This is a genomic window from Azotobacter beijerinckii, assembly GCF_900110885.1.
GTDB classification, from domain to species: Bacteria; Pseudomonadota; Gammaproteobacteria; order Pseudomonadales; family Pseudomonadaceae; genus Azotobacter; species Azotobacter beijerinckii.
This window is the reverse complement of the sequence record NZ_FOFJ01000050.1, coordinates 1-26,480: the sequence shown is the minus strand read 5'-3', so window position 1 is coordinate 26,480 and position 26,480 is coordinate 1. Positions and strand designations below refer to the sequence as shown.

Here is a 26,480-nt window from a genome sequence, read left to right as displayed (position 1 = left end):
GCGATACGGTCTCGCGCGTGACCGCCAGAATGTCGCTGATCTGGTTGATGCTGTAGCGCTTGTGGCTGAGCACGATGGCATGGGCACGACGGCGCAAGGCTGGTTTCTCGGCATGGACGTAGGCCTCCATCAAGGCCTGGAGGTCAGTGTCAGAGAGGGGCGATACGAACTTCACAAGGGCGGATCCTGGCGCTGCTGGGGCGAGGTGCTTAGTATGCGGGAAAATTTACGTTCAGGTACTTAGCGGCCGCAGCATTCGTCGAGCCGGCGGCCGCTGCCACAGGGACAGCCCAGGTTGTGGGCTTGTGCGGGATGGGTCGTCATCCGTTCACCACCAGTATTTGCCGAAGAGTTCCGGGTTGGCCCAGAACTTGGCGTTCAGCCAGTCCGGTACCTGCTTGTAGTCGTAGAGGTCGTAGGTGAACAGGGTGAGGATCTGTTCGTCGCGTCGGAAACGCTCGTTGGCCTGCAGCGCCAGGGCGAAGAAGTCGGTATCCTGCCAGCCGCATGCGGCCAGGTCGACCAGTACGGCGAGGCGACTGGCATTCAGGTTGCGGATGCCGCCGAGCAGCTCCAGGCCGGTGCGCTTGGGCAGGTGTTCCAGGCAGTCGACCAGCACGGCCAGCTCGTAGCGCTGGGCGGCGACCTCGGGCGGCAGCGGTCCGGCCGGGCAGTGAGTCACCCGGGCCTCGGGATGCGTGCTGCGGAAGGCCACGAGGGCGGGCAGGTCGCCGGCACCGACCAGCAGCAGCCGGTCGGGGGCATGACGTTCGAGCAGGGCGGCGAGGGCCTGCTGCGGCGTGCGGGAAGAAAAGCTGTCGATCATCGAAGATCCTCGATCGGGAGTGCAGCTGACTGTATGGATATGGAGGCAATAAGTATTCCGTCGGGCAGTGCCGTCAGACGGATGCTTCGCCTGGACCAAGATCGCATGATGGGAGCGAGATGAAACGGTTGTTGACCCTGGGAAAAGCTCTGATCCTGACGCTGTGGCTGGCGCTTGCCGGCAGTCTACTGCAGCCCTTGAACAAGCCCTTCGACCTGCTGCTGCCGCTTTGCGGCGGGCTGCTGCTATTTGCCCACCTGCTCGCGCTGATGTTGTCCGGGCGCGGCTCCCGGACCGCCCCGCCGTGCTGGAAGAGCCGTCTGCAGGTGCTGCTGTTCGGCATCCTGCATCTGTACGCTCCGCCGGAGGATGGCCAGGCCTGATTCCGGGCGGCCGGGATTATCAGAACACCGGCCGTGCGGCGGCGATGGCTACCAGCGCCAGGCCGATCAGCAGGTTGAACCCCACCAGCCGGCGAATCCGCCCCAGCGCCGCGCCGCCGGCCGTCCAGTCGCGAACCTCCACGGCCCGGCGCAACTGAGGCAGTTGCAGCAGTTGCACGCGCAGGAAGAGGGCGAGCATGACCAGGTACAGCCCCATCATGACGTGTACGTAGGCGGGCGCCGTCTCGACGCCGGCGAAGCGCATGTGCAGCAGGCCGATGCCGCTGATCGGCAGCAGCACCACCGCGACCCAGACCCACTGGAAGAAGCGGCGGAACACCTCCGGCCAGAGCTTCAGCCGGGCTGGGGCATCCAACTCGCTGACCGCGGCGGGGCGCAGGATCATCCAGGCGAAGAACATGCCGCCGACCCAGATCAGGGCGGGCAGCACATGCAGGGTATAGGCAAGGGAATAGGGTGTCATTCGGCAGTCTCCGGTGGTGGTCGGCGAAACCCGCGCTATCATAGCCGCCCATTTGCATACTGAAAATTTGTCCAGTTTCGATTCGGGAAGCGGAATGCTCAGCGCCGAACTCAAGTCACAGATCCAGGGTGCCTACTCCCGCTTTCTCGAAGCCAAGGGGCTCAAGCCACGCTACGGCCAGCGCTTGATGATCGCCGAGGTGGCCCGGGTCCTGGGGGCCATCGAAACCGACGGGGAGGGCCGGCGCGCGGGCGAGCCGGCAGTGGTTGCGGTGGAGGCCGGGACCGGCACCGGCAAGACCGTGGCCTACAGCCTGGCGGCGATTCCCGTGGCGAAGGCCGCCGGCAAGCGCCTGGTGATCGCTACCGCAACCGTCGCCCTGCAGGAGCAGATCGTCAATAAGGATCTGCCCGACCTGATGCGCAACAGCGGGCTGAGCTTCAGCTTCGCCCTGGCCAAGGGGCGCGGCCGCTACCTGTGCCTGTCCCGGCTCGACCTGCTGCTGCAGGAAGGGCAGGCGCAGAGCGCCACCGCTCAGTTGTTCGAGGAGGAGGGCTTTCGCATCGATGTCGACGAGGCCAGCCAGAAGCTGTTCACCCAGATGATCGAGAAGCTCGCCGGCAACCGCTGGGACGGCGACCGCGACGCTTGGCCGCAGGCCGTCGAGGACGACACCTGGTCGCGGCTGACCACCGACCACAGCCAGTGCACCGGCCGGCACTGCCCGAACTTCCAGCAATGCGCCTTCTACCGGGCGCGCGAGGGCATGACCAAGGTCGACGTGATCGTCACCAACCACGACATGGTGCTCGCCGACCTCGCCCTGGGCGGCGGTGCCGTGCTGCCCGATCCGCGCGAAACCCTCTACGTGTTCGACGAGGGCCACCACCTGCCAGACAAGGCCATCGGCCACTTCGCCCACTTCACCCGCCTGCGCTCCACCGCCGACTGGCTGGGGCAGGTGGAGAAGAACCTGACCCGGCTACTCGCCCAGCAGCCGTTGCCCGGCGAGCTGGGCCGGCTGATCGAGGGTGTGCCGGAGCTGGCCCGCGAGCTGCGCACCCAGCAGCAGTTCATGTTCGCCGCCTGCGAGCAGCTCGCCGACTTTCGCGCCGGCGAAGACATGGACGGCCGCGAGAGGCCGCGCCATCGCTTCGTTGGCGGGGTGGTGCCGGAGCACCTGCGCGAACAGGGCCTGGAGCTGAAGAAAGGGTTTTCCAGGCTGGTGGAGCTTTTCACCCGCCTCACCGAACTGCTCAAGGAGGCCATGGACGGCGAGCCCGGCATGGGCCTGGCCAGCCACCAGGCGGAGGAGTGGTACCCGCTGTTCGGCAGCCTGCTGGCGCGGGCCGAGGGCAACTGGCAGCTGTGGATGGCCTTCACCGCGGAAGACCCGGAGGACAGCCCGCCGATGGCGCGCTGGTTGACCCTGGCCGAGAGCGGTGCGCTGCACGACATCGAGGTCGATGCCAGTCCGATCCTCGCTGCCGAAACCCTGCGTCGTAACCTGTGGAACGTCGCCCATGGCGCCCTGGTGACCTCCGCCACCCTGACCGCGCTGAACAGCTTCGAGCGTTTCCGCCTGCGCGCCGGCCTGCCGAAGGGCACGGTCACCGCGGTGGTGCCCAGCCCCTTCGCCCATGCCGAGGCGGGCCTGCTGCGGGTGCCTGACCTCCGGGCCGACCCGCGCGACGCCGCCGCGCACACCGCGGCCATCGTCCGCGAGTTGCCGCAGCTGGTGGCGGGCGCGCGCGGGACCCTGGTGCTGTTCTCCTCGCGCAAGCAGATGCAGGACGTCTTCGACGGCCTCGAGCGCGACTGGCGCCGGCGCGTGCTGATCCAGGGCAACCTCTCCAAGCAGGAAACCCTGAACCGGCACAAGGCGCGGGTCGACGACGGCGAGCCCAGCGTGCTGTTCGGCCTGGCCAGCTTCGCCGAGGGCGTCGACCTGCCCGGCGCCTACTGCGAGCACGTGGTGATCGCCAAGATTCCCTTCGCTGTGCCCGACGATCCGGTGGAGGCGGCGCTGGCTGAGTGGATTGAGGCGCGCGGTGGCAATCCGTTCATGGAGATCGCCGTGCCGGACGCCGCGCTGCGCCTGGTCCAGGCCTGCGGGCGCCTGCTGCGCACCGAAGAGGACCGCGGTACCATCACCCTGCTCGATCGCCGGGTGGTGACCCAGCGCTATGGCAAGGCGATCCTCGATGCGCTGCCGCCGTTTCGTCGGGAGATCGACTAGGCGGCCGGAGCGAGCCGCGCCGCAGGGGTGTGGAGTGCGTCGGAAAATCTGTTACGAACGTGCATCTGCGCAGCGGATGGCTGCGGACTATGGTGAAATAGGCTCCAGACCAGAGCCGCTGCCTTCGCTTCAGCCATTGCAGGGGCGGCTGGCTCATGCCGATTCCGGTTGTCCACCTCCCGTCCCGCTGGAGAGCGAGCTCGATGATTCGTCCCCTGGTTTCTCTGCTGTTCGCCTGCTGCCTGGTGCCCATGTCTGCACAGGCGGCCAACGAGCAGGTGCTGTTCAACTTCGTGCGTCCCACCGATGTGGTGCAGGTCAAGGGCGAGGGCGCCTACCTGCCTGTGCTGACCGCGGAGAGCGTGACCGGGGGGGAGCTGCTTCGGCGGGTTACCTTCAATCCTCAGGAGGGACCGAGCCTGCGTCTGACGCCGAAGCAGGGCAGTTGGGACTGGTCCGGCGCCGGAGCGGTCAGCCTGCGCATCCAGAACGCCATGGACTGGGCGCTGACCCTGCAGGTGGGCATCGAGAGCGCCGACGGCAAGGTCCTGAAGGCGCTCGTCGCGCTGCCGGCCGGTCCGGCGCAGACTCTGGTGCTGCCGCTGCACGCGGTTTCGCCCGCGGCGCAGGGAATGCGCGCCGGTCCGCCGATGCCCTGGACCCATGAGAACCAGCGCCTGCTCGTGGCGACCACCCTGGAAGGGGAGATCGATCCCCGCCAGGTGCAGGCGGTGAGTATTTCCCTGGAGAAGCCGGACGTGCAGCAGAGCATCCTGCTCGGCCGCTTCGGCGTACGCGATGACCTCGAGCCGGCAGCCTACCGCGGTATCGTCGATGCCTACGGGCAGTACAGCCGGGGCGACTGGCCGGAAAAGGTCGCCAGCGACAAGCAGTTGAAGGCGGCTGCCGAACAGGAGCGGGCGCAGCTCGGCCGCTGGCTGGCCGAGCGGCCCCAGCAGGATCGCTTCGGCGGCTGGTCGAAGGGGCCGCAGCTGGAGGCCACGGGCTTTTTCCATGTGGCCAAGCACGAGGGCCGCTGGTATCTGGTGACGCCGGAAGGCCATCCGTTCTTCTCCCTGGGCGTGAACACCATTTCCTCCGGCAACAACCGCACCTACACCGAGGGGCGCGAGGGAATGTTCCTCGCCCTGCCCGGCAAGGACGAGCCGCTGGGCGCCTTCTATGGGGCCGGCGACAGCCGCCAGGCCACCGGTGCCAACGAGGGGCGGAAGTTTGCCCAGGGGCGCTGGTACGACTTCTATCGGGCGAACCTCTATCGAACCTACGGCCAGACCTGCAAGCCGGTCGAGGTGCCGGCCGCTGCCGAGCCGGAGCCCGCGCCGCCAGCGGCTCCCGCCGCGGAAGCGCCCGCGACTCCGGCGGCTCCGGCGACCGCCCGGGCTGCCGCGCCGGTCGCCGAGCAGCCGGCCGCCGCGCCGCCGGCCGCCGCGCCGCCGTGTGTCGCTCAGTTCTTCGACGCCCAGCGTTGGCGCGAGCACACCTTGGACCGTCTGCAGGCCTGGGGCTTCAATACCCTCGGTAACTGGAGCGATCTCGCCCTGGGGGCGATACAGCGGGTGCCCTACACGATCCCGCTGCTGGTCCGTGGCGACTATGCCACTATCTCCACCGGCCACGACTGGTGGGGCGGCATGCCCGATCCCTTCGACCCACGCTTCGCCATGGCCGCCGAGCGCGCCATCGCCATCGCCACGCGCGATCACCGGAGCGATCCCTGGGTAGTCGGCTATTTCGTTGACAACGAACTCAGCTGGGCCGCTCCGGGCACGGACCCGAAGTCCCGCTACGCCCTGGCCTACGGCACCTTGCGGCAGACCACCGACGTACCGGCCAAGCGCGCCTTCCTCAAGCTGCTGCGCGACCGCTACCGCAACCAGCAGGGCCTTTCCGCCGCCTGGGGCATCGAGCTGCCGGCCTGGGAGCTGATGGAGGACCCGGGTTTCGAGGCGCCCCTGCCGAGCCCCGAGCATCCGGCCGTCGAGGAGGATCTGCAGCGCTTCCAGCAGCTCTTCGCGGAGACCTATTTCAAGACCATCGCCGAGTCGCTGAAATGGCACGCTCCCGACCATCTGCTGCTCGGCGGTCGTTTCGCGATCTCCACCCCCGAAGCGGTCGCCGCTTGTGCCAAGTATTGTGACGTACTGAGTTTCAACTTCTATACCCGCGAACCCCAGCATGGCTATGACTTCGAGGCCCTGCGCGCGCTGGACAAGCCGGTGCTGATCAGCGAGTTCCATTTCGGTTCGCGGGATCGCGGTCCGTTCTGGGGCGGCATGGCCGAGGTGTACAAGGAGGAGGAGCGGGGGCCGGCCTATGCCCACTTCCTCGAGCGGGCCCTGGCCGAGCCGTCGATCGTCGGCACGCACTGGTTCCAGTACCTCGACCAGCCGGTGACCGGGCGTCTGCTGGACGGCGAGAATGGCCACATCGGCCTGATCGGCGTCACCGACCGGCCGTTCGCCGGCTTCGTCGAGGCGGTGCGCAAGGCCAACCTGCAGGTGGGGAAAACCTTCGAATCGGCTGCTGCGACTGCTGCAGGGAAGCCGGCGGCGGAAAGCGCAGCTCAGCCCGGAGCGCCCGCCAAGACGCAGTGATTGCGTCCGGCAAGGGCTTTGTGCTGGAGTTCACAAGACCCCGCTGCGGCTGGGAGAATGACGACCGGTTGGGCTGCTAGGAGAGACAAGGTGCAGGTTCAAGGCTATTTCGATCTCAAGTTCGAGGCACTGAAGGACGCATTCGCCGCGTTGTTCGAGGACGCCCAGACCCGTGGCGCGGCGCTCTGCATCCAGGTCGGCGGGGAAACCGTGGTGGATCTCTGGGCCGGTGTCGCCGACCGGGACGGCAGCGAGGCCTGGCAGAGCGACACCATCGCCAACCTGTTTTCCTGCACCAAGCCCTTTGCCGCCGTCGCCGTCCTGCAACTGGTGGAGGAGGGCAAGCTGGACCTCGACGCCCCGGTGGCCCGGCTGTGGCCCGAGTTCGCCGCCGCCGGCAAGGATCGCATCACCCTGCGCCAGCTGCTCTGCCACCAGGCAGGCTTGCCGGCGATCCGTGCGCCGCTGGCGGCGGAAGCGCTCTACGACTGGCAAACCATGACCGGGGCGCTGGCCGCCGAGGCCCCCTGGTGGGACCTGCACGACAAGAGCCACGGCTATGCGCCGATCACCTTCGGCTGGCTGGTCGGCGAGCTGCTGCGGCGTGCCGACGGCCGCGAGCCCGGCGACTCGATCGCAGCACGCATCGCCCGGCCGCTCGGCCTGGATTTCCATGTCGGGCTGGACGACGCCGAGTTCCACCGGGTCGCCCATATCGGGCGGGCCAAGGGTAACCTCGGCGACGCCGCCGCCCAGCGCCTGCTCAAGGTTACCCTGAGCGAGCCGGAGGCCCTGACCACCCGTGCCTTCACCAACCCTCCGTCGGTCCTGAACAGCAGCAACAAGCCCGAGTGGCGGCGCATGCATCAGCCGGCGGCGAACGGCCACGGCAACGCGCGCTCCCTGGCAGGCTTCTATGCCGGGCTGCTCGACGGCCGCCTGCTGCCGGCCGAGCTGCTCAACGAAATGACCCGCGAGCACGGTTGCGGCGAAGACCGCACCCTGCTCACCCAGACCCGTTTCGGCCTCGGTTGCATGCTCGACCAGCCGGCACTGGCCAATGCTACCTTCGGCCTCGGCGCCAAGGCCTTCGGGCATCCGGGCGCCGGCGGCTCCTGCGGTTTCGCCGATCCCGAGCGCGAGCTGGCCTTCGGCTTCGTCACCAACAGTCTGGGACCCTATGTCTTGATGGACCCGCGGGCGCAGAAACTGGCGCGCCTGGCGGGAGAGTGCCTGGGCTGACACCGCTGGTCTGCCCGCCATTGCAATGCCTTGCCTGCGATGAGCTTGCGGCCAGACTCAATGCGAACCTTGGGGCTTGCCCGAGTCACGCTGCTCGTGACGCCTCATCGTCCCTATCACTTCCCAACGACGGGATTTGTCGATGAAACTTCTCATAAAAAGCAGCACCCTGATCCTTTGCCTGGCCATCGTCGCCTGCAGCTCCCCCGGCAAGCCGGAGCGTCCTGCCGCCCAGGCGGCCAAGTCCGGGGCCGGCGCACCGGCGGCCAAGTTCGAGTCCGGGGCGAGCCGGGCCTCGACAGCGAAGCACGAGGCGGGTGTGCGCGAGGCCGTCAAGGGCAGTCGGTTCGAGGTGGAGCGCCGCGGCGACCTGCTGGTCGTGACGGCCCCGGTGGACAGCTCCTTCAACCCGGATCGCCCGAGCATGATGCTGGCGTCGACCCTGGGGCCGCTCAGCCGGGTGGCCAAGCTGGTGGCGCCGGACCGCGAGGTCGCCGTGCTGCTGCTGGGACACGGCGACAACAGCGGATCGCCCGCGCTGACCCTCAAGCTGAGCCAGGAGCGGGCACAGTCGATGGCGTCGATCTTCCGCCTGAGCGGCCTGCACCAAGACCGTCTGATGTACAAGGGCATGGGCGACGGCGCTCCGCGGGCCAGCAATGACAGCAAGGACGGGCGCTCCCGCAATCGCCGCGTGGAAATGTTCCTGGCCGCCCGCGGCAGTCTGCCTGCCGTACTGGCCCAGTACGGTGTGCCAGGGGTACGGGTGGTTGCCTCAGGTCAAGCGAAGTGATGGTGGTCTGGTTAAACTTTGGTCGATCCCAATCCATCCGAAGGAACCCGCCATGCCCCAGACACTGGCCGACATGCGCCGCGACTACACTCGCACCGGCCTTTGCGAGGCCGACGCCCCGCTCGAACCTTTTTCCCTGTTCCACCAGTGGTTCGCCGAGGCGATGAAGACCGAGCAGTTGCCGGTCGAGCCCAATGCCATGAGTCTGGCCACCGTGGACGCCAGCGGACGGCCGCATTGCCGGGTTCTGTTGCTGAAGGGACTGGACGAGCGGGGCTTCACCTTCTTCAGCAACTACGACAGCGCCAAGGGCCAGCAAATGAAGGCGCGGCCGTTCGCCGCCATGACGTTCTTCTGGCCCACCCTGGAGCGTCAGGTGCGTATCGAGGGACAGGTGGAGCGGGTGACGCCGCAGGAGTCCGACGCCTATTTCCAGGTGCGCCCGCTGGGCAGCCGTCTGGGGGCCTGGGCTTCGCCGCAGAGCCAGGTGATCCGCGACCGCGCCGAACTGGAAGAACTGCTGGCGCTGACCGAAAAGCGCTTCCTCGACCAGTCGCTCCACTGTCCCGGACATTGGGGCGGCTACCGCCTGCTGCCCGAGCGCATCGAGTTCTGGCAGGGGCGCGCCAGCCGTCTGCACGATCGGCTCAACTACCGCCTGGAGAAGAGCGGCTGGATTCGCGAGCGCCTGGCCCCCTAAGCCCGGCGCCAAGCCTGTTGGGTTCGTGCTTGGCCGCCGGCGGCGCTACTTCTCTGTCGCTGGAGTCTCTTTCCGCCTGGAGCTTGTTCCCTCGCGACTAGGCAGGCTTTCTCAAGGCACGCTATATTCCGCCGCCGCTCGCTCGAGCCACTGCGCCAGATCGCGGCGCCTGACGCCTAGGGTCCGGGCTTCGGCGAGGCGCTCCAGCATGTAGGCGCGCCTGGCTTCGTCCTGTCCGGCAAGGGACAGGGCCAGGTCGCGGTCCATCCAGCGCTTGATGCGCACATACAGCCACCCGTGGAAGTACAGGCCGGTCACGGTGGTGATGAAGATGATGAAATAGTCCATGACGATCCTCTGCGGCGGCACACCCTAGCCGATCCGCTCGCCGGCGGAAAGAGCAGGGGATCAGCCGTTCGTGACGTGCGGCCGCGCCGTGCTGCCGCCGGGACTTGCGGGGCGAGTCCCGCTCCGGCCATCGGCTGGTGGCACGAAGGCGCCGTGACAAGCGGGGTGGGTGGGGTTTAAATGATTGCAATGACTTATCCGGAGTGAAGGTAATGAAGCCCGTTCTGTTGATCGCCTCGCTAACCGCCGTGACGCTGGCCTTGGGGGGCTGCGCCTCCAGCCAGACCGGCGACACCTATTCGCGAGCGGAGGCGCGCACCGTCCAGACCGTGCGCATGGGCAGCATCGTGACGTTGCGCCCGGTACGTATCGAGGGCACCAAGACGGCCATCGGTGCCGGTGCCGGTAGCATCGTCGGCGGCGTGGCCGGCAGCGGCGTGGGCAGCGGTCGTGGCAGTGCCGTGGCGGCGGTGATCGGCGCGGTGACCGGCGGCCTGCTCGGTGCCGCCGCGGAGGAAGGCCTCACCCGCACCCAGGGCGTGGAGATCACCGTGCGCGAGGACGACGGCAGCATGCGTGCCTATGTGCAGGCCGTGGAGCCGAACGAAGTCTTCCGGGTCGGCGAGCGGGTGCGCATCCTGACCGTCAACGGAACCAGCCGCGTTTCCCACTGAGGATCTTGCGACCGGATGGTCGCCTTCTTTCGGGAGCCGGCGGGCGAAACCGTACCGCTCGATTCCCGTCCGGGCCTTTCAGTCCTCGCGGCCACCGCCTAAATAGGCACAGCCGCGTTGTACCTGGCCATCGAGGCGCAGTTCGGCGCTCAGGTGGCGGATCGCGCCGCTCGTGGCGTCGACGCAGCGCTGCGGCGCCACCCAGAGTTCCAGATGCTGGCCGTTGGCCTCGCTGGTCAGGTTCAGGGCGCCGCCAGGCAGTTGTTCCTCCAGATAGGGCAGAGCCAGCGGCGGCTGGCCGGGACGCTGCAGCAGCAGCCCCTTGGCGCCGACGCTGACGCTCCAGGACGGCTCGTTGCCCGCCGCGCGGAAGATCATCTGGCGAAAGTCCGGGTCCCTGCAGCTGCGCCCGCCGAGTTCCAGGCGATAGAGCCGGTTCGACTCGAAGCGCCCGTCGACGCCGGTTTTCTTGCTGGAGCCGAGAACGCCGCGCAGGTCGGCGAACAGCGGATCACTGCTGCCGCCCTGCAGCCCTCGGACCTCCTCGGCCAGGTCGATATTGCCGGCATCGACCAGAGCGAAGCGGCGCTGCTCGTCGCACGGACGCAGCAGCAGCTCGCCGTCACGCACGCTCAGCTCGCCCTGCAGGCGGACCTGCTCGACCCGGGGAGGAAGGTCCTTCCCGGCGAACAGCTGGCAGCCGCCGAACAGCGGCAGAAGGCAGTACAAGAGGGTGCGGGCGCGGCGCATCGGCGGTCTCCTGAAGGGGCGCCCACGTTACCCAGAGGTCCTGCCGATCACAAGCCTGCCGGCGATCCGCTGGGGCGGCGAGCGCTCGCGCGCTGTCTACACTGAGCGCAGGCGGAGTCCTGTCGGGGCTCCGATGTTCGGTTTTCCACTCTGTAAAGGAGGCTTCCATGTTCACACCCGGTCACGTGCATCGCGAGCTGCTGCCGGACGAGTTCAACCAGCAGAAGTTCATCTGCGACGTCTACTACGACGTGCGCGAAGATCCCAAGGAGGGACAGATGCTGCATATGCGCATGGAGGGCGAGATCGACGGCAAGTCCTTCGCCGAGGAGTGCGAGTTGCACCGCGACATGGCGTTCGACTTCATGAATACGCTGACCCAGGTCGTCGTGCGCAATGGCGGCTATCCGCGCCTCGGGCCGGTCCTGCGCGCGCATGATGAGTTCGACGCGATGTTCAAGGACATCCGCGACAAGCTGGGACTGAAGCCGGGCGATCCGATCGACCTCAACCATCTCCCCGGTCTTTAGCGTCTGCCCTCCCGATGGCCGCCGCGGTCCGCCGGGGCGGCTCGGCCGCCCAGGTAGGCCCTAACATGCCTGGGTCTTGCCCGGTGTTGCCCTCCATGGCGATCCGCCCGTTTTCCAGCACGTAGTCGCAGTCGGCCGGTCTCAACGCCTGGTTGGCGTTCCGCTTAACCAGAAAGGCCGTCACCTCGTCCTCGCGCAACTGCCCGACGGGGCGTTTCGTCACCTGGGAATCTTGTCGACCCGACTTGCCTGGCCATGCTGCGCCGCTATGATGGCGCTCCTCCCGATCGGTGAGTTTTCCATGACAGACACGACCAATCCCCTCTACGCCAAACTGCTCGGCGAAACTGCCCGGATCGGCTGGGAAGAACTGCAGCCGTTCTTCGCCCGCGGCGCGCTGCTTTGGGTGGCTGGCGAAGTGGATCTGGTGGCGGTGGCGCTGGCCGTCGCCGAGGACGATCAGGCCCGCGTGGCTGCTTGGCTGACCGGCGGCCAACTGGTCAAGCTGGAGGAGACCCGCGCCGAGGACCTGCTCGCCCGCTGCCCGCCGCTCTGGGCGGTGGTGGTGGCGCCCTGGGTGCTGGTGCAAGAGCGTGGCGAGGCGCCGGGTCTGCACCGCTGAGCGGGTTGGGAGCGCCGCCGGCTTCGGGCGAGCCAGGCGCTGCGACAAATCCGTCCTTGCGGTGAGGATGGGCGCTTGTCCACTATGAAAACGAGGAAGCATGCTTCTAGGACGAAGGAAGGGGCGGTGGCAGCGAATCTCGAAGGCAGTGTCAGCGCCGTGCGCGGCGCGGTGATCGACGTGAGCTTCCCGGCAGCCCTGCCGGCCATCGGCGACGCCCTGGCGATCCTGCGCGAGGAGGGCAAGCCACTGCTGGCCGAGGTGCAGGCCCACCTCGATCCGCAGCGGGTGCGCGCCATCGCCCTGTCGGCCACCTCGGGTCTGTCGCGCGGCGTATCGGCGCATACCTTGGGCGGACCGCTCAGGGTGCCCGTAGGCGAGGCCGTGCTCGGCCGTCTGCTCGACGTCAGTGGTGCCATCGGCGACAAGGGCGCCCCGCTGCCGGACGATGTGCCGCGCCGGCCGATCCACCGGGCGCCGCCGCCACTCTCGGCGCAGGACCCGACCCGCGAGCTGTTCGCCACCGGGATCAAGGCCATCGACCTGCTCACGCCCCTGGTGCAGGGCGGCAAGGCGGCGATGTTCGGCGGCGCCGGGGTCGGCAAGACGGTGCTGGTGATGGAGCTGATCCATGCCATGGTCGAGCGCTACCGGGGCATTTCGGTATTCGCCGGGGTCGGCGAGCGCTCCCGCGAGGGCCACGAGATGCTGCTCGACATGCGTGAATCCGGGGTGCTCGAGCACAGCGTGCTGGTCTACGGACAGATGAACGAGCCGCCCGGCGCGCGCTGGCGGGTGCCGCTCACCGCGCTGACCATCGCCGAATACTTCCGCGACGAGCGTCGGCAGAACGTGCTGCTGCTGATGGACAACGTGTTCCGCTTCGTCCAGGCCGGTGCCGAGGTGTCCGGCCTGCTCGGCCGCCTGCCGTCGCGGGTCGGCTATCAGCCGACCCTGGCCGACGAGGTGGCGGCGCTTCAGGAGCGCATCGTCTCGGTGGCGGGCGTGGCGGTGACCGCCATCGAGGCGGTCTACGTGCCCGCCGACGACTTCACCGATCCGGCAGTGACCGCGCTGGCCGCCCACGTCGACAGCATGGTGGTGCTGTCCCGCTCGATGGCGGCGCAGGGCATGTATCCGGCGGTCGACCTGATCGCCTCCTCCTCGCTGCTGCTCGACCCGCTGGTCGTGGGAGAGGAGCACGTCGCGGTGGCCACCGAGGTGCGCCGGGTGATCGAACACTACCGCAGCCTGCAGGACGTGATCGCCCTGCTCGGCATCGAGGAGCTGGGCATCGAGGACCGGCGCATCGTCGGCCGCGCGCGGCGCCTGCAGCGCTTTTTGACCCAGCCGTTCGCGGTGACCGAGGCCTTCACCGGCATTCCCGGCCGCTCGGTGGCGCTGGCCGACACCCTGGCCGGCTGCCGGGCGATCCTCGCCGGCGAGTGCGACGACTGGCAGGAGCGCTCGCTGTACATGGTCGGCACCCTCGACGAGGCGCGGGCCAAGGAACAGGCGACGCGCCAGGGCGAGGCCAAGTCATGAGCACGCCCCTGCACCTGCTGATCGCCACGCCGCAGCGGGTCTTGGTCGACTGCGCCGACGTGGTGTCCCTGCGTGGCGAGGACGACAGCGGCTGCTTCGGCCTGCTGCCCGGCCACGTCGACTACCTCACCGTGCTGCTGCCCAGCGTGCTGCGCTGGCGCCGCGCCGGCGGCGAGCCGGGCTTCTGCGCGGTGCGCGGCGGCGTGCTCAGCCTGAGCGGCCGCGAGTTGCGGGTGGCCTGCCGCGAGGGCATCGTCGGCGAGCATCTCGAGGAACTCGAGGCCCGCGTCCGGCAGACCCGCGAGGCGCAGCGCGACAGCGCGCGCCAGGCGCGGGTCGAGCACCTGCGCCTGCACACCCGCGCGGTGCGCCAGCTGGTGCGTTACCTGCGGGCCGAGGGTGAGACGCCGTTCCATACCGAGGGAGAGCCGTGATGAAGCCGGACGAGGAGACCGATCGGCGCATGGACGACGCCGCGCGTCGCGCGCTGCGCCGCGAGGAGCAGGCGCGCAAGGACCCGGAGCCGTCGCTGGGCCGGCGCCTCGGTCAGATCGGCGTGCTCGGCTGGGCTATCGTGGTGCCGCTGCTGATCGGCCTGTTCATCGGCCGCTGGCTGGACCGCCTGTTCGGCACCGGGGTGATGTTCGCCGCCGCGCTGCTGTTCCTCGGCGCCGCCCTCGGCCTGTGGTCGGCCTGGCGCTGGATGCACCGTCAATGACGGGCTGGCCGTTGCTTCCCCTGGCCGCGCAGCTCGGCGCTGGCCTGTTGGTCGGCCTGCTGGTCGGCGCGCTGCACTTCGCCTCCCTGGCACTGAACCTGCGCCTGTTCTGCGCCGGCCGGGTGCTGCCCGCCCTGGCCCTGCAGCTGCTGCGGGTGGGCCTGAGCGTGGCGGTGCTGGCCGCGCTGATCCGCGTGGGTCTGGCAGCGCTGCTGGCCGGCGCTGCAGGGCTGCTCCTGGCACGCCAGCGGGTGCTGCGCAGGGAGCGGCCATGACCTCGTCGCCGCTGACCAGCGCGATCCTCTTTCAACTCGGCCCGGTGCCGATCAGCAAGGCGGTGGCGGCGACCTGGCTGCTGCTGCTGGTGCTCGGCGGCGGCAGCTGGCTGCTGACCCGCCGCCTGAGCTTGCGCCCGTCCAGGGGGCAGAGCCTGCTGGAGCTGCTGGTGGCCACCCTCGACGAGCAGATCCGCGCCACCATGCAGGTGGCGCCGGAGCCCTACCGCGCTTTGCTCGGCACCTTGTTCCTGTTCATCCTGGCCGCCAACTGGTCGGAGCTGGTCCCGGGCCTCGAGCCCCCCACCGCCAACCTGGAGACCGACGCCGCCCTGGCGCTGATCGTGCTGGTCGCCAGCATCGGCTACGGCATCGCCGGCCAGGGACTGCGCGGCTACCTGCGCACCTTTGCCGAGCCGAGCTGGGTGATGATCCCGCTGAACATCGTCGAACAACTGACCCGCACCTTCTCGCTGCTCGTGCGCCTGTTCGGCAACATCATGAGCGGGGTGTTTGTCCTCGGCATCGCCCTGTCGCTGGCCGGCCTGCTGGTGCCGATCCCCTTCATGGCTCTGGACCTGCTCACCGGGGCGATCCAGGCCTATATCTTCAGCGTGCTGGCGATGGTCTTCATCGGCGCCGCCGTACAGGGCCACGTCGGTCCGCCATCCGCAAGCAAGGAGTAGTCGCATGGACAACCTGATCCAGATCGTCAGCATCATCGCCGCGGCCGTTGCGGTCAGCTTCGGCGCCATCGGCCCGGCGCTGGCCGAGGGCCGCGCGGTGGCCGCGGCGATGGACGCCATCGCCCGCCAGCCGGAAGCCGCCGGCAGCCTGTCGCGCACCCTGTTCGTCGGCCTGGCGATGATCGAGACCATGGCCATCTACTGCCTGGTGGTCGCGGTGCTGCTGCTGTTCGCCAATCCCTTCGTGCACTGAGTCCGCGCCCATGACTCTGGACTGGTGGACCCTCGGCCTGCAGACGATCAACGTCGTCGTCCTCGTCTGGCTGCTGTCGCGCTTCCTGTTCAAGCCGGTGGTGCGGATCGCCGCTGCCCGCCAGCAGGAGGCCGGGCGCCTGCTCGACGAGGCCGCCGCCGCCAGGGCCGCCGCCGAACTCGAGCGGCAGCGCGCCGCCGAGGCGCACGCCGAGCTGGCGGCCCAGCGCGAGGCGGCCCTCGCGGCGGTCGAGCAGGAGGCGGCGCACAGTCGCGAACAGCTGCTTGCCGAGGCTCGGCGCGAGGCCGACCGGCAGCGCGAGCAGGCTGAGGCGGAGCTGGCGGCGCAGCGGCGCAGCGCCCAGGCGCTGGCCGAGGATCAGGCCACCGCTCTGGCCCTGGACATCGCCGCGCATCTCCTGGCGCGCGTGCCGGACAGCTTGCGGGTGGAGGCCTTCCTCGGCGGCCTGGTCGAGGGGCTCGACCAACTCGCCCCGGCCGCCCGCCAGACCCTGCTCGACGACCGCGAGGCGCTGACCCTGCGCGCGCCGCGGGCGCTCGCCGAGGACGAGCTGCAGCGCTGTCGCGAGGCCCTGGCCCGCTCCCTCGGCGGCGAGCTGCGGTTGACGGTGGCGGTCGAGCCGGGACTGATCGCCGGGCTCGAGTTGGAGGGCTCCAGCGCGGTGGTGCGCAACAGTTTCCGCGCCGATCTGGCGCGCCTGCAGCGGGAGTTGAGTCGCCATGACCACGCCGACGCCTGAAGCCGTCCCGGCCGCCGACTGGCTGGCGCGCAGCCGCGCGGCGCTGGCCCGCACGCCCCTGCAGGCCGAGGCCGGCGAGATCGGCCGGGTGGTGCAGGTGGCCGACGGCATCGCCCGGGTCAGCGGGCTGCCCGGCGTGCGTCTCGACGAGCTGCTGCGCTTCGCCGACGGCAGCCTCGGTTTCGTCCTCAGCCTGGACAGCGACCTGATCGGCGTGGTGCTGCTCGACGAGGGCGCGGCCATCGCCGCCGGCAGCGAGGTGCACGGCACCGGCGAGGTGCTGCAGGTGCCGGTCGGGCCCGGCCTGCTCGGTCGGGTGGTCGACCCGCTGGGACGGCCGTTGGACCGCGACGAACCGATCCTGGCCGAGACCCGCCTGCCGATCGAGCGGCAGGCGCCGGCGATCATCGAGCGCGCCGCGGTCAGCGAGCCGGTGGAAACCGGCGTGCTGATCGTCGATGCGCTGTTCGCCATCGGCCGCGGCCAGCGCGAGCTGATCATCGGCGACCGCGCCACCGGCAAGACCTCGCTGGCGCTGGACGCCATCATCAACCAGAAACACTCCGAACTGATCTGCGTGTACGTCGCCGTCGGCCAGCGCGTCGCCGCCGTGCAGCAGGCCATCGAGGCGGTGCGCCGCCACGGCGCCGCCGAGCGCTGCGTGTTCGTCGTCGCCTCGGCCGCCGCGTCGCCGGGGCTGCAGTGGGCGGCGCCGTTCGCCGGCTTCAGCATCGCCGAATACTTCCGCGACCGCGGCCAGCACGCCCTGGTGGTGATCGACGACCTCAGCAAGCACGCTGCCACCCACCGCGAGCTGGCCCTGCTGACCCACGCGCCGCCGGGCCGCGAGGCCTATCCCGGCGACATCTTCTACCTGCATGCGCGCCTGCTGGAGCGCGCCGCCAAGCTGGCCCCGGAGCTTGGCGGCGGCTCGCTGACCGCCCTGCCGATCGCCCAGACCGAAGCCGGCAACCTGGCCGCTTACATCCCCACCAACCTGATCTCGATCACCGACGGGCAGATCTTCCTCGACAGCCACCTGGCGGCGGCCAACCAGCGTCCGGCGGTGGACGTCGGCCTGTCGGTCAGCCGGGTCGGCGGCAAGGCCCAGCCCAAGGCGCTGCGCGAAGTGGCCGGGCGACTGCGCCTGGAGTACTCGCAATTTCTCGAGCTGGAGATGTTCACCCGCTTCGGCGGCCTCAGCGACAGCCGGGTGCGCGGGCAGATCGCCCGCGGCGAGCGCAGCCGTGCGCTGCTCGCCCAGCCGCGCTTCGCCGCCCTGCGCTTGGTCGACCAGGTGGCGCTGTTGGCGGCGCTCGGTGGCGGGGTGCTCGACGCCTACCCGCCGACGCTGATCGGCCGCCTGCGTGCGCGCCTGCCGGCATGGCTGGATGCACGCACCGCCGCGCTGGTGCAGGCGGCCCGGCAGGGCGGCGAGCTGGACGCCACCGCGCAGGGCGTGCTGGCCGAGCAGGTCGCCGCGCTGTGTCGCGAGCTGGCCGGGGGCGCGGCGTGAGCGGGCGCTTGGCCGAAGTCGGCCAGCACCTGGCCACCACCCGCGAACTCGGCGTGGTGGTCGGCGCGATGCGCAGCATCGCCGCGGCCCGGGTGCAGGAAGCCCGCCAGCAGCTCGATGGCGTGCGCGCCTACGCCGAGACCCTCGGCACGGCAATCGGCGAGGCGCTGGCGCTATTGCCCGAACCGCAGCGCCCGGCGGCCGGCGAGGCCGGCCATGGCCAGGGTCTGGTGCTGGCGCTGTGTGCCGAGCAGGGCTTCGTCGGCGGCTTCAACGAGCGGGTGCTGGATGCCGCGCTGGCCTGTCGCAGCGGCTCGGCCGGGCAGCTCTGGCTGCTCGGCGAGCGCGGCGGGCTTGGCGCGCAGGAACGTGGCCTGCAGCCGGACTGGACGGCGCCGATGGCGGTGCACCTCGACGAGGTGCCGGCCCTGGCCGGGCGCCTCGCCGAGGCGCTGTATGCTCGCCTCGGCGAGGGGGCGGCGACCCGGGTGACCCTGGTGCATGCCCAGCCGGGCCGTCCCGGTGTGCTGGCGCGGCCGCTGTTGCCGTTCGACTATGGCCGCTTTGCCGTCTCCCGTCGCCCGCAGGCGCCGCACATCACCCTGGCTCCGGAGCGGCTGATCATCGGCCTGGCGGACGAGTACCTGTATGCCGAGCTGTGCGAGGCGCTGGTGCTCTCCTTCGCCGCGGAGAACGAGGCGCGCATGCAGGCGATGGTCGCCGCGCAGGGCAACGTCGAGCAGCGGCGCAGCGAGCTGCTCGCCGAGTTTCGCCGGGTGCGCCAGGACGAGATCACCGAGGAGATCGTCGAGTTGTCCGCTTCGCGCCTGTGAGAGGCGGGCGGCGTGGGTTCAGCTCCACAGCCAGCGCTGGCGGCTCCAGCCGCTCAGCGCATCGACCCCCAGCACCAGCAGCAGCATGGCGAGGATCACCGTGGAGGCCTGGGCCTGCTGGAACAGGCTGAGGCTCAGGTAGAGCATCTGCCCCAGTCCGCCGGCGCCGACGAAGCCCAGCACGCTGGCCATGCGGATGTTGTTCTCCCAGCGGTACAGCGAGTAGGCCAGCAGCTGTGGCCAGACGCCCGGCAGGGTGCCGTAGCAGAAGGCCGCGATCCGCCCGCCGCCGGCCAAGCGCACGGCCTCGGCCGGCTCGCTTGGGGTGTTTTCCAGCGCCTCGGCGAACAGCCGGCCGAGCACCCCGGCGGTGTGCAGGGCCAGCGCCAGGGTGCCGGCGTTCGGGCCGAGACCGGCGGCCAGCACCATCAGCGCGGCCCAGACCAGTTCCGGGATCGCCCGCAGGGCGTTGAGCAGCAGGCGCGCGGCGCCGCCCGCCAGCATCCCGCAGCGCCCGCCGGCAGGCAGCGCCAGCAGCAGGCCGAGGCCGGCGGCGAGCAGGGTGCCGACGGCCGACATGGCCAGGGTCTCCAGGGCGCCGCGGCCGATGGCCTGCAGGTGTGCGGGGGAGAGGTCGGGGTGCAGGAAGCTGCCGGCGTAGTCGCCCATCTGCCGCAGGCTGTCCGTGCCGAACAGTGCGCCCAGGTCGATCTCCAGGTAGCCGAAGGAGGCCGCGACGGCCGCCAGCAGTGCCAGTGGCAGGAGTACGTTGGCCAGGCGTCTCATGTCCACCTCTCGCGCAGCAGGCGGCTGAGCTGATCGGCGAGCAGCACCAGCAGGAGGAAGGTCAGCAGCATGCTGGCCACCTCGCCGCCGGCGAACATGCGCATCGATAGGTCGATCTGCTGGCCGAGCCCGCCGGCGCCGACGAAGCCCATCACCACCGAGGCGCGGATCGCGCACTCCCAGCGGTAGACCGTGTAGGAGAGCATCTCCGCCGCGGCGTTGGGCAGGATGCCGTAGAGAAAGGCGGCCAGCCGCGGACTGCCGCTGCCGAGCAGGGCGCGCGCCGGGCGGGGGTCGACCGACTCGAAGATCTCCGCGTAGACCTTGCCGAGCATGCCGGCGTAGGTGATGGCGATGGCCAGCACCCCGGCGCTCGGGCCGAGGCCCACGGCGCGGACGAAGAGCAGCGCCCAGACGATCTCCGGCACGCTGCGCAGGACGATCAAAAGGCCGCGCACCGGCCAGCGCAGCAGGGCGCCCCACCAGGCCGGGCGGCCGCCGCGGTGTACCGCCGAAAGCGACAGGGCGCGGCTGGCGAGCAGCGCGGCGGGCAGGGCGACGAGCAGCGCCAGGCTCATGCCGGCCGTGGCGATGGCCAGGGTTTCCAGGGTCGCCCGGCCGAGCAGTTCGAGAAACTCGCGGCCGTGCTCCGGCGGCCAGAAGGCGGCGACGAAATGGCCCATGGTGGCGGCGCTGTCGCCGTGCAGCAGCACGCCCAGGTCCAGCTCGCTGAGCGACAGCCCCGGCCACAGCAAGGCCACGGCCAGCAGGCTCAGCGCCAGACGCGGCAGGGCGGCGGGATCGCGGGGAGCGGCGCGGTTCAGCATCGGGGAATGTGCAGTACGTGGGGAGTAGTGGCCGGCGGCGAGGCCGGCCGGGATTGCAGCTGTTCGTTGGCGTAGAGCGCGTCCAGCTCGGCCTGGGTGAGGGCCTGGGCCGGGCGGTCGAAGACCAGGCGCCCCTCGCGTACGCCGAGGATGCGCGGGAAGTGCGCCAGCGCCAGATCCACCGCATGCAGGCTGGCGAGTAGGGCGATGCCGCGGCGTGCGGCTTCCTCGTTCAGCACGCCCAGGGTGTGGCCGGCGAGCACCGGGTCCATGGCCGAAACCGGCTCGTCGGCGAGGATCAGCTCCGGCGCCTGATAGAGCACGCGGGCGATGCCGACCCGCTGCAGCTGGCCGCCGGAGAGCTGGTCGCAGTGCTCGAACAGCTTCTCGGTCAGATCCAGGCGCGCCAGGGCGGCGGCGGCCCCGGCGCTATCCAGCGGATGCAGCAGGTTGAGCAGCCCCTTGCCCAGCGACCACTGGCCGAGCCGGCCGGCCAGCACCGTGGTGACCACCCGCTGGCGGGGCGGCAGGGGCGGCGTCTGATGGATCAGGCCGATGCGCGCCCGCAGTTTCTGGCGGGCCGCGGCGGAGAGGCGCCAGGGATCGGCGCCGAGCACTTCGAGGCGGCCGCCGGCGGGTTGCAGCGCCGTGGCGAGCAGGCGCAGCAGGCTGGTCTTGCCGGCGCCGGACGGTCCGATGATCGCCACCCGTTCGCCGGGGGCGATCTTGAGGTCGATATCGCGCAGCGCAACCTGGCCGTTGGCGTGGGTCAGGCCCACGCCGGACAGGTCCAGGGTCACTTCAGCAGGCCGGCGGCGCGCGCCGCTTCCTCGATGCCCTGGTAGTTTTCCGGTTTGGTCTCGATGAAGCGGCTGGCCGCCTGCAGGTCGAGGATCGCCTTGTGTTCCGGCTTGGCCGGGTCGAGGGCGAGGAAGGCCTTCTTGATCTTCGCGGTCAGCGCCGGATCGAGAGTGCCGCGCACCGTCCAGTTGTAGTCGTAGTAGGTCGGGGTGGTGGCGAACACCTTGACCTTGTCGGTGTCGACCTTGCCGGCCGCGACCAGCTTGTCCCACACCGAGGCGTTGAGCACGCCGGCGTCGACCTTGCCGGACTGCACCCAGGCGACGGTGGCGTCGTGGGCGCCGGAGTAGGCCACGCGGCTGAAGAACTCCTCGGGCTTGATGCCGTCCTTGAGCATGAAGTAGCGCGGCATCAGGCTGCCGGAGGTGGAGGACACCGAGCCGAAGGCGAAGGTCTTGCCCTTGAGGTCCTGCAAGGATTTCACCGTCGGGTCGGCGCTGATGAACTTGCTGGTGAACTTCTCGTCCTGCTCGCGCTGCACCAGCGGGATGGCGTTGCCGGTCTTCAGGCGGGTCTGCACGAAGGTGAAACCGCCCAGCCAGGCCAGGTCCACGCGATTGGCGGCCAGTCCCTCGACCACTGCGGCGTAGTCGGCCACCGGCACGAACTTCACCGGCATGCCCAGTTCTTTCTCCAGGTAGGCGCCGAGCGGCTTGAACTTGCGCAGCAGCTCGGTGGGGGCCTCGTCGGGAATCGCCGAGACGTTGAGCACCTCGGCAGCCTGGGAGAGGGCGCTGGAGAGGGACAGGGCAAAGCCGGCGGCGAGCGCCAGGGTACGCTTGAGCATGGGGTTCTCCGGTTCAATGGCGGAAAAAGGGCGGGCGGATTATAGAGGAAGCGCACGGCGTGCAGGCGCATGCTGTGTTGTGGTTTTTGAGGATAGTCGGGCAGGCATATCAGCTTTGTAGGGCGGGTGAAACCCGCCGGGGGATGTCCAGGCTCCTCGCTGAGCCTTATGGGGGGCTGTGCCCCGGAGTGTTACAGCAGGATCGTCGCCCAGACCGCAGAGATCAGCACCAGCGCGAGCATCTGGGCGGCGCTGCCCATGTCTTTGGCCCGCTTGGAGAGGGGGTGCAGCTCCAGCGAGATGCGGTCGACGGTGGCCTCGATGGCCGAGTTGAGCAGCTCGACGAGCGGCGCCAGCAGCACCACGGCGATCAGCAGGGCGCGCTCGGCCCGGCTCACGTCGAGCAGGCAGGCGACGGGGATCAGCAGCAGGTTCAGCATCACCAACTGGCGGAAGGCCGCTTCGCCGACGAAGGCGGCCTTGAGTCCGGCGAAGGAGTATCCGGTGGCATTGAGAATCCGGCGGAGTCCTCTCTGGCCCTTCAGGGCCTGGCTGTCGAGCAGGTCGGATGGCATGGGGGGCGTCTCTTGGCGAGTGGAAGGCCGCGCCGCGGCCGTTATGAAGCGGTCAATGGTAACCAAAATGGAGTGAAAAAAGCGTAACTCCACTAGAATCCGGGGCTTTATCGAAGGAGCAGAAACATGCAGATCTCCGCCAATCTCTCCCTGTTGTTCAGCGAAAAACCGTTGCTCGAGCGCATCGTCGCCGCCGCCGCGGCCGGCTTCGACGGCGTGGAAATCCAGTTTCCCTACGACATCCCGGCCATCCGCCTGAAAGAGGAGCTGGAGCGTGCCGGGCTGCCGCTGGTGTTGATCAACCTGCCGGCCGCCGATCTCCTGCAGGGCGGCCCCGGACTGGCGGCGGTGCCGCAGCGTCAGGCCGAGTTCGACGCCGCGCTGCAACTGGCGCTGAGCTATGCCGCGTTGGTTCGGCCGGGGTGCGTCAACATCCTGCCGGGCCGCCTGGCCGAGGGCACGACGCGGGAGCAGGCGCTGGCGACCCTGGCGGCCAACCTGGCGAAGAGTGCCGAAGCCTTCGCGGTGCTGGGGATTCCCGTGCTCTGCGAGGCGATCAACCCGCTGGACATGCCGGGCTTTCTGATCAACAGCGCCGACCAGCTGGATGCGCTGTTGCGCCGCGTGGACCACCCCAACTGCCTGGCGCAGCTGGATCTCTACCACATGGCCCGCCAGGGGCTGGACATTCCCGCGTGCGTCGCGCGCCTGGCGGGGCGCATCGGCCATGTGCAGTTCGCCGACTGTCCGGGGCGCGGCGAGCCGGGCAGCGGCCGGGTGGATTTCGTCGCGGCGCTGGCCGCCTTGCAGGCGAGCGGCTACCGGGGCTGGCTCGGCGCCGAGTACCGCCCGGCGGGGGCGACCGCCGCCAGCCTGGCCTGGCTGCCGCGCTGGCGGGCCGGCGACTATCGCTGATTTCCAAGCCCGCCGGGGCAATGACCGTCTCTGCCCGGTACCCCGGGAAGGGCTTGGCTGAGTACTCGTTGTGCGCCTCGAGGGTCCATTCCGGGTCTCGTCGCTGGACCCGGCTTCTGTCGGCCGTGGCAACCGCCTCGGTTTACCTCGGTAGCACCTGATTCGCGCCCTTGCGCCATGGCGAGGCGGTGCCTGTCGCCTGCCGCATCATATTGTTATGACTTTTAACTATTAGCCGCTTTATACCTATAATTTCATGGCCGTTGACGTCTAAAAAGCGCTTTGCTGAAATGCCATCGCCTTATTGTTAACTGAATTAACTAATTTGGCTTCCTAAATAACAATTTGATAAGAAAGGAAACGAACATGATGAAGCTGGCTCCACGCGCCAAGCGCCTTCCGTGCGCTGCGCCATCCTCTCCCTGCCTTCCCCGTATTGCCCGGCCCCGGACAACGCCTCCCTCTTCACCGACAGCCAGGCCATAACCCGACGAATTCGCCTCGCGATAGCGGTGGTCGATGCCGTCACCCCTCGATGCGCCCAGGCGCCGGCATGCTCCGGGACGAGCGACCGCCTGTCCGAATCCAGTAAAAGGTGGTATTTCGATGAATACGGTAGGGAAAGAGTCTCGTCGTACTTACACGACCGTTGGCCTGTGTTTTGTCGTTGCGCTCCTCGAGGGCATGGATCTGCAGTCCGCCGGGATTGCCGCGCCGGGCATGGCCGCCGAGTTCGGCCTGAACTCGACGGTGATGGGCGCGGTGTTCAGCGCCAGTATCCTCGGCCTGTTGCCCGGCGCCTTGGGCGGCGGCTGGCTGGCCGACCGGGTCGGCCGCAAGCGGGTACTGATCGGCGCGGTGGTGCTGTTCGGCCTGTTCTCCATCGCCACCGCCCAGGTCTGGGATCTCCATAGCCTGCTGGCGGCGCGCTTCATGACCGGCGTCGGCCTCGGCGCGGCGCTGCCCAACCTGATCGCCCTCTCCTCGGAAGCGGCGGATGCGCGCTCCCGCGGCACGGCGGTGAGCCTGATGTACTGCGGCGTGCCGCTGGGCGGGGCGCTGGCGGCGCTGGTCGGCATGGCGGGCTTCGCCGGCGGTTGGAAGGCGGTGTTCTACGTCGGCGGGGTGGCGCCGCTGCTGGTCGCGCCGCTGCTGATCCTCTGCCTGTCCGAATCGGCGGCGTTCCGCGCCCAGCAGAGCGCCAGGGGCGGCGCAAGCGCCGCGCCGCGCGTATCGCTCCGGCAGGGGCTGTTCCAGGAAGGGGCGGCCATGCCGACCCTGCTGCTGTGGATCAGCTACTTCTTCACCCTGATGGTGGTCTACATGCTGCTCAACTGGCTGCCGTCGCTGCTGGTCGGCCAGGGCTTCAGCCGTCCCCAGGCCGGCATGGTGCAGATTCTCTTCAACATCGGCGGTGCCACCGGCTCGCTGCTGCTCGGGCTGCTGCTGGATCGCTGGCGTCCGCTGGCGCTGGTCGCGCTGACCTATGCCGGGATTCTTGCCGCCCTCGCCGGACTGGGTCTGTCCACGGCGTTCGTCAGCATGCTGCTGGCCGGTTTCGCCGCCGGCTTCTTCGCCGTTGGCGGACAGCTGGTGCTCTACGCGCTGGCGCCGTTGTTCTATCCCACCGAAGTGCGTGCCACCGGGGTCGGCGCCGCCGTGGCGGTCGGCCGCCTGGGTTCGATGAGCGGGCCGCTGGTGGCCGGGCAGATGCTGGCGATGGGCACCGGCGCGACCGGCCTGCTGCTGGCTTCGGCGCCCGGCGTCGTGGTGGCCGCGGCGGCGGTGTTCTACCTGCTCGGCCAGCGCCGCACCGAGGGCGTGACCGCCTGAGTGGGACGGCGGGCCGCGAGGAACGGGGCCCGCCAATCCTGCTGTTTCCCTTTGAATGCCGCCGCGTTGCCCGGAACGGCAAGCCTCGGTCGTGCGGCGGCGCCAGACAACAAGAACAAAAAAAGGTAATCGACATGCTCAACGCACGACGAGGCGCGGCAGGCGCGACCGTGCTGCTGCTCGCCCAGGGAATTCAGGCGCAGGCGGCCGGCTTCATCGAGGACAGCCAGGGCAGCCTGATGCTGCGCAACTTCTACTTCGACCGCGACTACAAGGGCGAGTCCAGCATCTCGGCGCGCCGCGAATGGGCGCAGGGCTTCATCCTCAACCTCAAGTCGGGCTTCACCGAAGGGCCGGTGGGCTTCGGCCTCGACCTGCAGGGCATGCTCGGCGTCCAGCTCGACTCCTCGCGCGATAGGGCCGGCACCGGCCTGCTGCCGGTCGACCGCAGCAGCGGCAAGGCCGAGAGCGAGTATTCCGAGCTGGGGATCACCGGCAAGGTCCGCTACTCGAAGAGCGAACTCAACGTCGGCACCGTGATGCCGCGCCTGCCGATCCTGATCAGCAGCCCGGCCCGGCTGCTCTGGCAGACCTTCCGCGGCAGCCACCTGCGTTCCCAGGACATCCCGGGCCTGAGTTTCCAGGGCGGCTACCTGACCCGGATGAACCAGCGCGACTCCACCGACTACCAGAAGATCGCCATCGCCGCGCCCAACGGGCGCTTCGACGGCACCGCCGAGTCCGACCAGTTCCTCTTCTTCGGCGGCGACTACACCGGCATCTCCGGTCTGACCCTGAGCTACTACCACGCCCGGCTGGACGAGATCTACCAGCAGAACTACCTGGGCGCGATCCACCAGTTCAAGCTCGGTCCGGGCGAGTTCAAGACCGATTTCCGCTACTTCCTCAGCGACGAGGAGGGCGAGGGCAAGGCCGGCTCGGTGGACAACCAGTACGTCGGGCTGAACTTCGGCTACAAGCTGGGCGGGCACCGGCTGACGGTGGGCGGCTCGCTGTCCAGCGGCGACTCGGCGATGCCCTACATCGCCGGCTCGGAACCGCACCTGATCTCCGAGTACGCGCTCAGCTCGGAGTTTCTCAACG

Annotated in this window: 31 protein-coding genes; 21 read left to right on the top strand and 10 right to left on the bottom strand. The window is 69.4% G+C overall.

Features of this window, described 5'->3' with window-relative positions:
* Nucleotides 1-240: 240 nt before the first annotated feature.
* Nucleotides 241-324, bottom strand: a complete 84-nt coding sequence (locus BMY22_RS25410) for an SEC-C metal-binding domain-containing protein (protein WP_090624366.1) — start codon at nt 322-324, stop codon at nt 241-243.
* Between the two features lie 4 nt (nt 325-328).
* Entirely contained in the window at nt 329-826 is a 498-nt protein-coding gene (locus BMY22_RS18060; protein ID WP_090624364.1) for a DUF6231 family protein, read from the bottom strand.
* A 119-nt stretch (nt 827-945) separates the two neighbouring features.
* On the opposite strand from BMY22_RS18060, the gene BMY22_RS18055 reads away from it, so the two are divergent.
* Nucleotides 946-1,209 (top strand): DUF1145 domain-containing protein, encoded by a 264-nt coding sequence (locus tag BMY22_RS18055; RefSeq protein ID WP_090624362.1) that lies wholly within the window; start codon nt 946-948, stop codon nt 1,207-1,209.
* Nucleotides 1,210-1,228: 19 nt separating this feature from the next.
* Here BMY22_RS18055 and BMY22_RS18050 read toward each other — a convergent pair whose 3' ends face one another.
* Complete coding sequence (locus BMY22_RS18050) at nt 1,229-1,693, bottom strand: CopD family protein (protein WP_090624360.1); 465 nt, start codon at nt 1,691-1,693, stop codon at nt 1,229-1,231.
* A 94-nt stretch (nt 1,694-1,787) separates the two neighbouring features.
* Between BMY22_RS18050 and dinG the strand changes: the two genes are divergently transcribed.
* The 5 genes from dinG (at nt 1,788) to pdxH (ending at nt 9,282) form a co-directional block, all read left to right on the top strand.
* Entirely contained in the window at nt 1,788-3,932 is a 2,145-nt protein-coding gene (dinG, locus tag BMY22_RS18045) for an ATP-dependent DNA helicase DinG (RefSeq protein ID WP_090624359.1), read from the top strand.
* A 203-nt stretch (nt 3,933-4,135) separates the two neighbouring features.
* Nucleotides 4,136-6,547 (top strand): beta-agarase, encoded by a 2,412-nt coding sequence (locus BMY22_RS24475; protein WP_167363765.1) that lies wholly within the window; start codon nt 4,136-4,138, stop codon nt 6,545-6,547.
* 90 nt (nt 6,548-6,637) lie between these two features.
* Nucleotides 6,638-7,789 (top strand): serine hydrolase domain-containing protein, encoded by a 1,152-nt coding sequence (locus BMY22_RS18035; protein WP_090624357.1) that lies wholly within the window; start codon nt 6,638-6,640, stop codon nt 7,787-7,789.
* Between the two features lie 142 nt (nt 7,790-7,931).
* Nucleotides 7,932-8,582 (top strand): OmpA family protein, encoded by a 651-nt coding sequence (locus BMY22_RS18030; RefSeq protein ID WP_090624355.1) that lies wholly within the window; start codon nt 7,932-7,934, stop codon nt 8,580-8,582.
* 52 nt (nt 8,583-8,634) lie between these two features.
* Nucleotides 8,635-9,282, top strand: a complete 648-nt coding sequence (gene pdxH / locus BMY22_RS18025) for a pyridoxamine 5'-phosphate oxidase (protein ID WP_090624353.1) — start codon at nt 8,635-8,637, stop codon at nt 9,280-9,282.
* Between the two features lie 111 nt (nt 9,283-9,393).
* Here the strand turns inward: pdxH and BMY22_RS18020 are convergent, their stop codons facing one another.
* A complete protein-coding gene (locus tag BMY22_RS18020; protein WP_090624351.1) occupies nt 9,394-9,630 on the bottom strand; it encodes a hypothetical protein in 237 nt (78 codons plus the stop codon).
* A 212-nt stretch (nt 9,631-9,842) separates the two neighbouring features.
* Here BMY22_RS18020 and BMY22_RS18015 point away from each other — a divergent pair, with 212 nt between their 5' ends.
* Nucleotides 9,843-10,304: an outer membrane lipoprotein gene (locus BMY22_RS18015; protein WP_090624349.1), complete on the top strand. Its 462-nt coding sequence runs from the start codon at nt 9,843-9,845 to the stop codon at nt 10,302-10,304.
* Nucleotides 10,305-10,382: 78 nt separating this feature from the next.
* Here BMY22_RS18015 and BMY22_RS18010 read toward each other — a convergent pair whose 3' ends face one another.
* Complete coding sequence (locus BMY22_RS18010; protein WP_175559789.1) at nt 10,383-11,054, bottom strand: COG3650 family protein; 672 nt, start codon at nt 11,052-11,054, stop codon at nt 10,383-10,385.
* Nucleotides 11,055-11,221: 167 nt separating this feature from the next.
* On the opposite strand from BMY22_RS18010, the gene BMY22_RS18005 reads away from it, so the two are divergent.
* The 11 genes from BMY22_RS18005 (at nt 11,222) to BMY22_RS17950 (ending at nt 18,792) form a co-directional block, all read left to right on the top strand.
* A complete protein-coding gene (locus BMY22_RS18005) occupies nt 11,222-11,584 on the top strand; it encodes a DUF5064 family protein (RefSeq protein ID WP_090624347.1) in 363 nt (120 codons plus the stop codon).
* 301 nt (nt 11,585-11,885) lie between these two features.
* On the top strand, nt 11,886-12,206 hold the full coding sequence (locus tag BMY22_RS17995; protein WP_090624369.1) for a DUF2288 domain-containing protein: 321 nt from the start codon (nt 11,886-11,888) through the stop codon (nt 12,204-12,206).
* A 126-nt stretch (nt 12,207-12,332) separates the two neighbouring features.
* Nucleotides 12,333-13,751 carry a F0F1 ATP synthase subunit beta gene (gene atpD / locus BMY22_RS17990; protein ID WP_279626375.1) on the top strand — a complete coding sequence of 473 codons (1,419 nt, stop codon included), beginning with the start codon at nt 12,333-12,335 and terminating at the stop codon, nt 13,749-13,751.
* Nucleotides 13,748-14,185, top strand: coding sequence for a F0F1 ATP synthase subunit epsilon (locus tag BMY22_RS17985; protein WP_090624341.1), 438 nt, complete (start codon nt 13,748-13,750; stop codon nt 14,183-14,185). The genes atpD and BMY22_RS17985 overlap by 4 nt, the downstream gene beginning before the upstream one ends.
* On the top strand, nt 14,185-14,469 hold the full coding sequence (locus BMY22_RS17980; RefSeq protein ID WP_090624339.1) for an AtpZ/AtpI family protein: 285 nt from the start codon (nt 14,185-14,187) through the stop codon (nt 14,467-14,469). Before BMY22_RS17985 ends, BMY22_RS17980 begins: the two co-directional genes overlap by 1 nt.
* Nucleotides 14,466-14,744, top strand: a complete 279-nt coding sequence (locus BMY22_RS17975) for an N-ATPase subunit AtpR (protein WP_090624337.1) — start codon at nt 14,466-14,468, stop codon at nt 14,742-14,744. The genes BMY22_RS17980 and BMY22_RS17975 overlap by 4 nt, the downstream gene beginning before the upstream one ends.
* The gene (locus BMY22_RS17970; protein ID WP_090624335.1) at nt 14,741-15,430 is read left to right on the top strand and encodes a F0F1 ATP synthase subunit A; all 690 of its coding nucleotides are present in this window, start codon (nt 14,741-14,743) and stop codon (nt 15,428-15,430) included. Before BMY22_RS17975 ends, BMY22_RS17970 begins: the two co-directional genes overlap by 4 nt.
* A 4-nt stretch (nt 15,431-15,434) precedes the next feature.
* Nucleotides 15,435-15,683, top strand: coding sequence for a F0F1 ATP synthase subunit C (locus BMY22_RS17965; protein WP_090312305.1), 249 nt, complete (start codon nt 15,435-15,437; stop codon nt 15,681-15,683).
* Between the two features lie 10 nt (nt 15,684-15,693).
* Nucleotides 15,694-16,443: a F0F1 ATP synthase subunit delta gene (locus BMY22_RS17960; RefSeq protein WP_090624333.1), complete on the top strand. Its 750-nt coding sequence runs from the start codon at nt 15,694-15,696 to the stop codon at nt 16,441-16,443.
* Complete coding sequence (locus BMY22_RS17955) at nt 16,424-17,959, top strand: F0F1 ATP synthase subunit alpha (RefSeq protein ID WP_090624331.1); 1,536 nt, start codon at nt 16,424-16,426, stop codon at nt 17,957-17,959. Before BMY22_RS17960 ends, BMY22_RS17955 begins: the two co-directional genes overlap by 20 nt.
* Nucleotides 17,956-18,792, top strand: coding sequence for a F0F1 ATP synthase subunit gamma (locus BMY22_RS17950; protein WP_090624329.1), 837 nt, complete (start codon nt 17,956-17,958; stop codon nt 18,790-18,792). Before BMY22_RS17955 ends, BMY22_RS17950 begins: the two co-directional genes overlap by 4 nt.
* A gap of 18 nt (nt 18,793-18,810) precedes the next feature.
* Here BMY22_RS17950 and phnE read toward each other — a convergent pair whose 3' ends face one another.
* The 5 genes from phnE to BMY22_RS17925 form a co-directional block, all read right to left on the bottom strand.
* Nucleotides 18,811-19,578 carry a phosphonate ABC transporter, permease protein PhnE gene (phnE, locus tag BMY22_RS17945; protein WP_090624328.1) on the bottom strand — a complete coding sequence of 256 codons (768 nt, stop codon included), beginning with the start codon at nt 19,576-19,578 and terminating at the stop codon, nt 18,811-18,813.
* Nucleotides 19,575-20,405: a PhnE/PtxC family ABC transporter permease gene (locus BMY22_RS17940; RefSeq protein WP_090624326.1), complete on the bottom strand. Its 831-nt coding sequence runs from the start codon at nt 20,403-20,405 to the stop codon at nt 19,575-19,577. Before BMY22_RS17940 ends, phnE begins: the two co-directional genes overlap by 4 nt.
* Nucleotides 20,399-21,205, bottom strand: coding sequence for a phosphonate ABC transporter ATP-binding protein (locus BMY22_RS17935; RefSeq protein WP_090624324.1), 807 nt, complete (start codon nt 21,203-21,205; stop codon nt 20,399-20,401). Before BMY22_RS17935 ends, BMY22_RS17940 begins: the two co-directional genes overlap by 7 nt.
* The gene (locus BMY22_RS17930; protein WP_090624322.1) at nt 21,202-22,053 is read right to left on the bottom strand and encodes a putative selenate ABC transporter substrate-binding protein; all 852 of its coding nucleotides are present in this window, start codon (nt 22,051-22,053) and stop codon (nt 21,202-21,204) included. The genes BMY22_RS17935 and BMY22_RS17930 overlap by 4 nt, the downstream gene beginning before the upstream one ends.
* Before the next feature lie 191 nt (nt 22,054-22,244).
* On the bottom strand, nt 22,245-22,628 hold the full coding sequence (locus BMY22_RS17925) for a diacylglycerol kinase (RefSeq protein ID WP_090624320.1): 384 nt from the start codon (nt 22,626-22,628) through the stop codon (nt 22,245-22,247).
* A 126-nt stretch (nt 22,629-22,754) separates the two neighbouring features.
* Between BMY22_RS17925 and BMY22_RS17920 the strand changes: the two genes are divergently transcribed.
* The 3 genes from BMY22_RS17920 to BMY22_RS17910 all read left to right on the top strand — a co-directional run.
* Nucleotides 22,755-23,543 (top strand): hydroxypyruvate isomerase family protein, encoded by a 789-nt coding sequence (locus BMY22_RS17920; RefSeq protein ID WP_090624318.1) that lies wholly within the window; start codon nt 22,755-22,757, stop codon nt 23,541-23,543.
* A gap of 606 nt (nt 23,544-24,149) precedes the next feature.
* Nucleotides 24,150-25,376, top strand: a complete 1,227-nt coding sequence (gene mhpT, locus BMY22_RS17915) for a 3-(3-hydroxy-phenyl)propionate transporter MhpT (protein ID WP_090624316.1) — start codon at nt 24,150-24,152, stop codon at nt 25,374-25,376.
* 134 nt (nt 25,377-25,510) lie between these two features.
* Nucleotides 25,511-26,480, top strand: a 970-nt coding sequence (locus tag BMY22_RS17910) for an OprD family outer membrane porin (RefSeq protein ID WP_090624313.1), incomplete at its 3' end; no start/stop codon positions are given.

Coding starts and splice junctions, on each gene's coding strand:
- BMY22_RS17930 (WP_090624322.1), bottom strand. CDS start 22,053: ATGCTCAAGCGTACCCTGGCGCTCGCCGCCGGCTTTGCCCTGTCCCTC.
- mhpT (WP_090624316.1), top strand. CDS start 24,150: ATGAATACGGTAGGGAAAGAGTCTCGTCGTACTTACACGACCGTTGGC.
- BMY22_RS18010 (WP_175559789.1), bottom strand. CDS start 11,054: ATGCGCCGCGCCCGCACCCTCTTGTACTGCCTTCTGCCGCTGTTCGGC.
- BMY22_RS17980 (WP_090624339.1), top strand. CDS start 14,185: ATGAAGCCGGACGAGGAGACCGATCGGCGCATGGACGACGCCGCGCGT.
- BMY22_RS24475 (WP_167363765.1), top strand. CDS start 4,136: ATGATTCGTCCCCTGGTTTCTCTGCTGTTCGCCTGCTGCCTGGTGCCC.
- BMY22_RS18015 (WP_090624349.1), top strand. CDS start 9,843: ATGAAGCCCGTTCTGTTGATCGCCTCGCTAACCGCCGTGACGCTGGCC.
- BMY22_RS18055 (WP_090624362.1), top strand. CDS start 946: ATGAAACGGTTGTTGACCCTGGGAAAAGCTCTGATCCTGACGCTGTGG.
- dinG (WP_090624359.1), top strand. CDS start 1,788: ATGCTCAGCGCCGAACTCAAGTCACAGATCCAGGGTGCCTACTCCCGC.
- BMY22_RS18060 (WP_090624364.1), bottom strand. CDS start 826: ATGATCGACAGCTTTTCTTCCCGCACGCCGCAGCAGGCCCTCGCCGCC.
- BMY22_RS25410 (WP_090624366.1), bottom strand. CDS start 324: ATGACGACCCATCCCGCACAAGCCCACAACCTGGGCTGTCCCTGTGGC.
- BMY22_RS17995 (WP_090624369.1), top strand. CDS start 11,886: ATGACAGACACGACCAATCCCCTCTACGCCAAACTGCTCGGCGAAACT.
- BMY22_RS18050 (WP_090624360.1), bottom strand. CDS start 1,693: ATGACACCCTATTCCCTTGCCTATACCCTGCATGTGCTGCCCGCCCTG.
- BMY22_RS17970 (WP_090624335.1), top strand. CDS start 14,741: ATGACCTCGTCGCCGCTGACCAGCGCGATCCTCTTTCAACTCGGCCCG.
- BMY22_RS17965 (WP_090312305.1), top strand. CDS start 15,435: ATGGACAACCTGATCCAGATCGTCAGCATCATCGCCGCGGCCGTTGCG.
- BMY22_RS18030 (WP_090624355.1), top strand. CDS start 7,932: ATGAAACTTCTCATAAAAAGCAGCACCCTGATCCTTTGCCTGGCCATC.
- BMY22_RS17985 (WP_090624341.1), top strand. CDS start 13,748: ATGAGCACGCCCCTGCACCTGCTGATCGCCACGCCGCAGCGGGTCTTG.
- phnE (WP_090624328.1), bottom strand. CDS start 19,578: ATGAGACGCCTGGCCAACGTACTCCTGCCACTGGCACTGCTGGCGGCC.
- BMY22_RS18020 (WP_090624351.1), bottom strand. CDS start 9,630: ATGGACTATTTCATCATCTTCATCACCACCGTGACCGGCCTGTACTTC.
- BMY22_RS17920 (WP_090624318.1), top strand. CDS start 22,755: ATGCAGATCTCCGCCAATCTCTCCCTGTTGTTCAGCGAAAAACCGTTG.
- BMY22_RS17960 (WP_090624333.1), top strand. CDS start 15,694: ATGACTCTGGACTGGTGGACCCTCGGCCTGCAGACGATCAACGTCGTC.
- BMY22_RS17925 (WP_090624320.1), bottom strand. CDS start 22,628: ATGCCATCCGACCTGCTCGACAGCCAGGCCCTGAAGGGCCAGAGAGGA.
- BMY22_RS18005 (WP_090624347.1), top strand. CDS start 11,222: ATGTTCACACCCGGTCACGTGCATCGCGAGCTGCTGCCGGACGAGTTC.
- BMY22_RS17975 (WP_090624337.1), top strand. CDS start 14,466: ATGACGGGCTGGCCGTTGCTTCCCCTGGCCGCGCAGCTCGGCGCTGGC.
- pdxH (WP_090624353.1), top strand. CDS start 8,635: ATGCCCCAGACACTGGCCGACATGCGCCGCGACTACACTCGCACCGGC.
- BMY22_RS17955 (WP_090624331.1), top strand. CDS start 16,424: ATGACCACGCCGACGCCTGAAGCCGTCCCGGCCGCCGACTGGCTGGCG.
- BMY22_RS17940 (WP_090624326.1), bottom strand. CDS start 20,405: ATGCTGAACCGCGCCGCTCCCCGCGATCCCGCCGCCCTGCCGCGTCTG.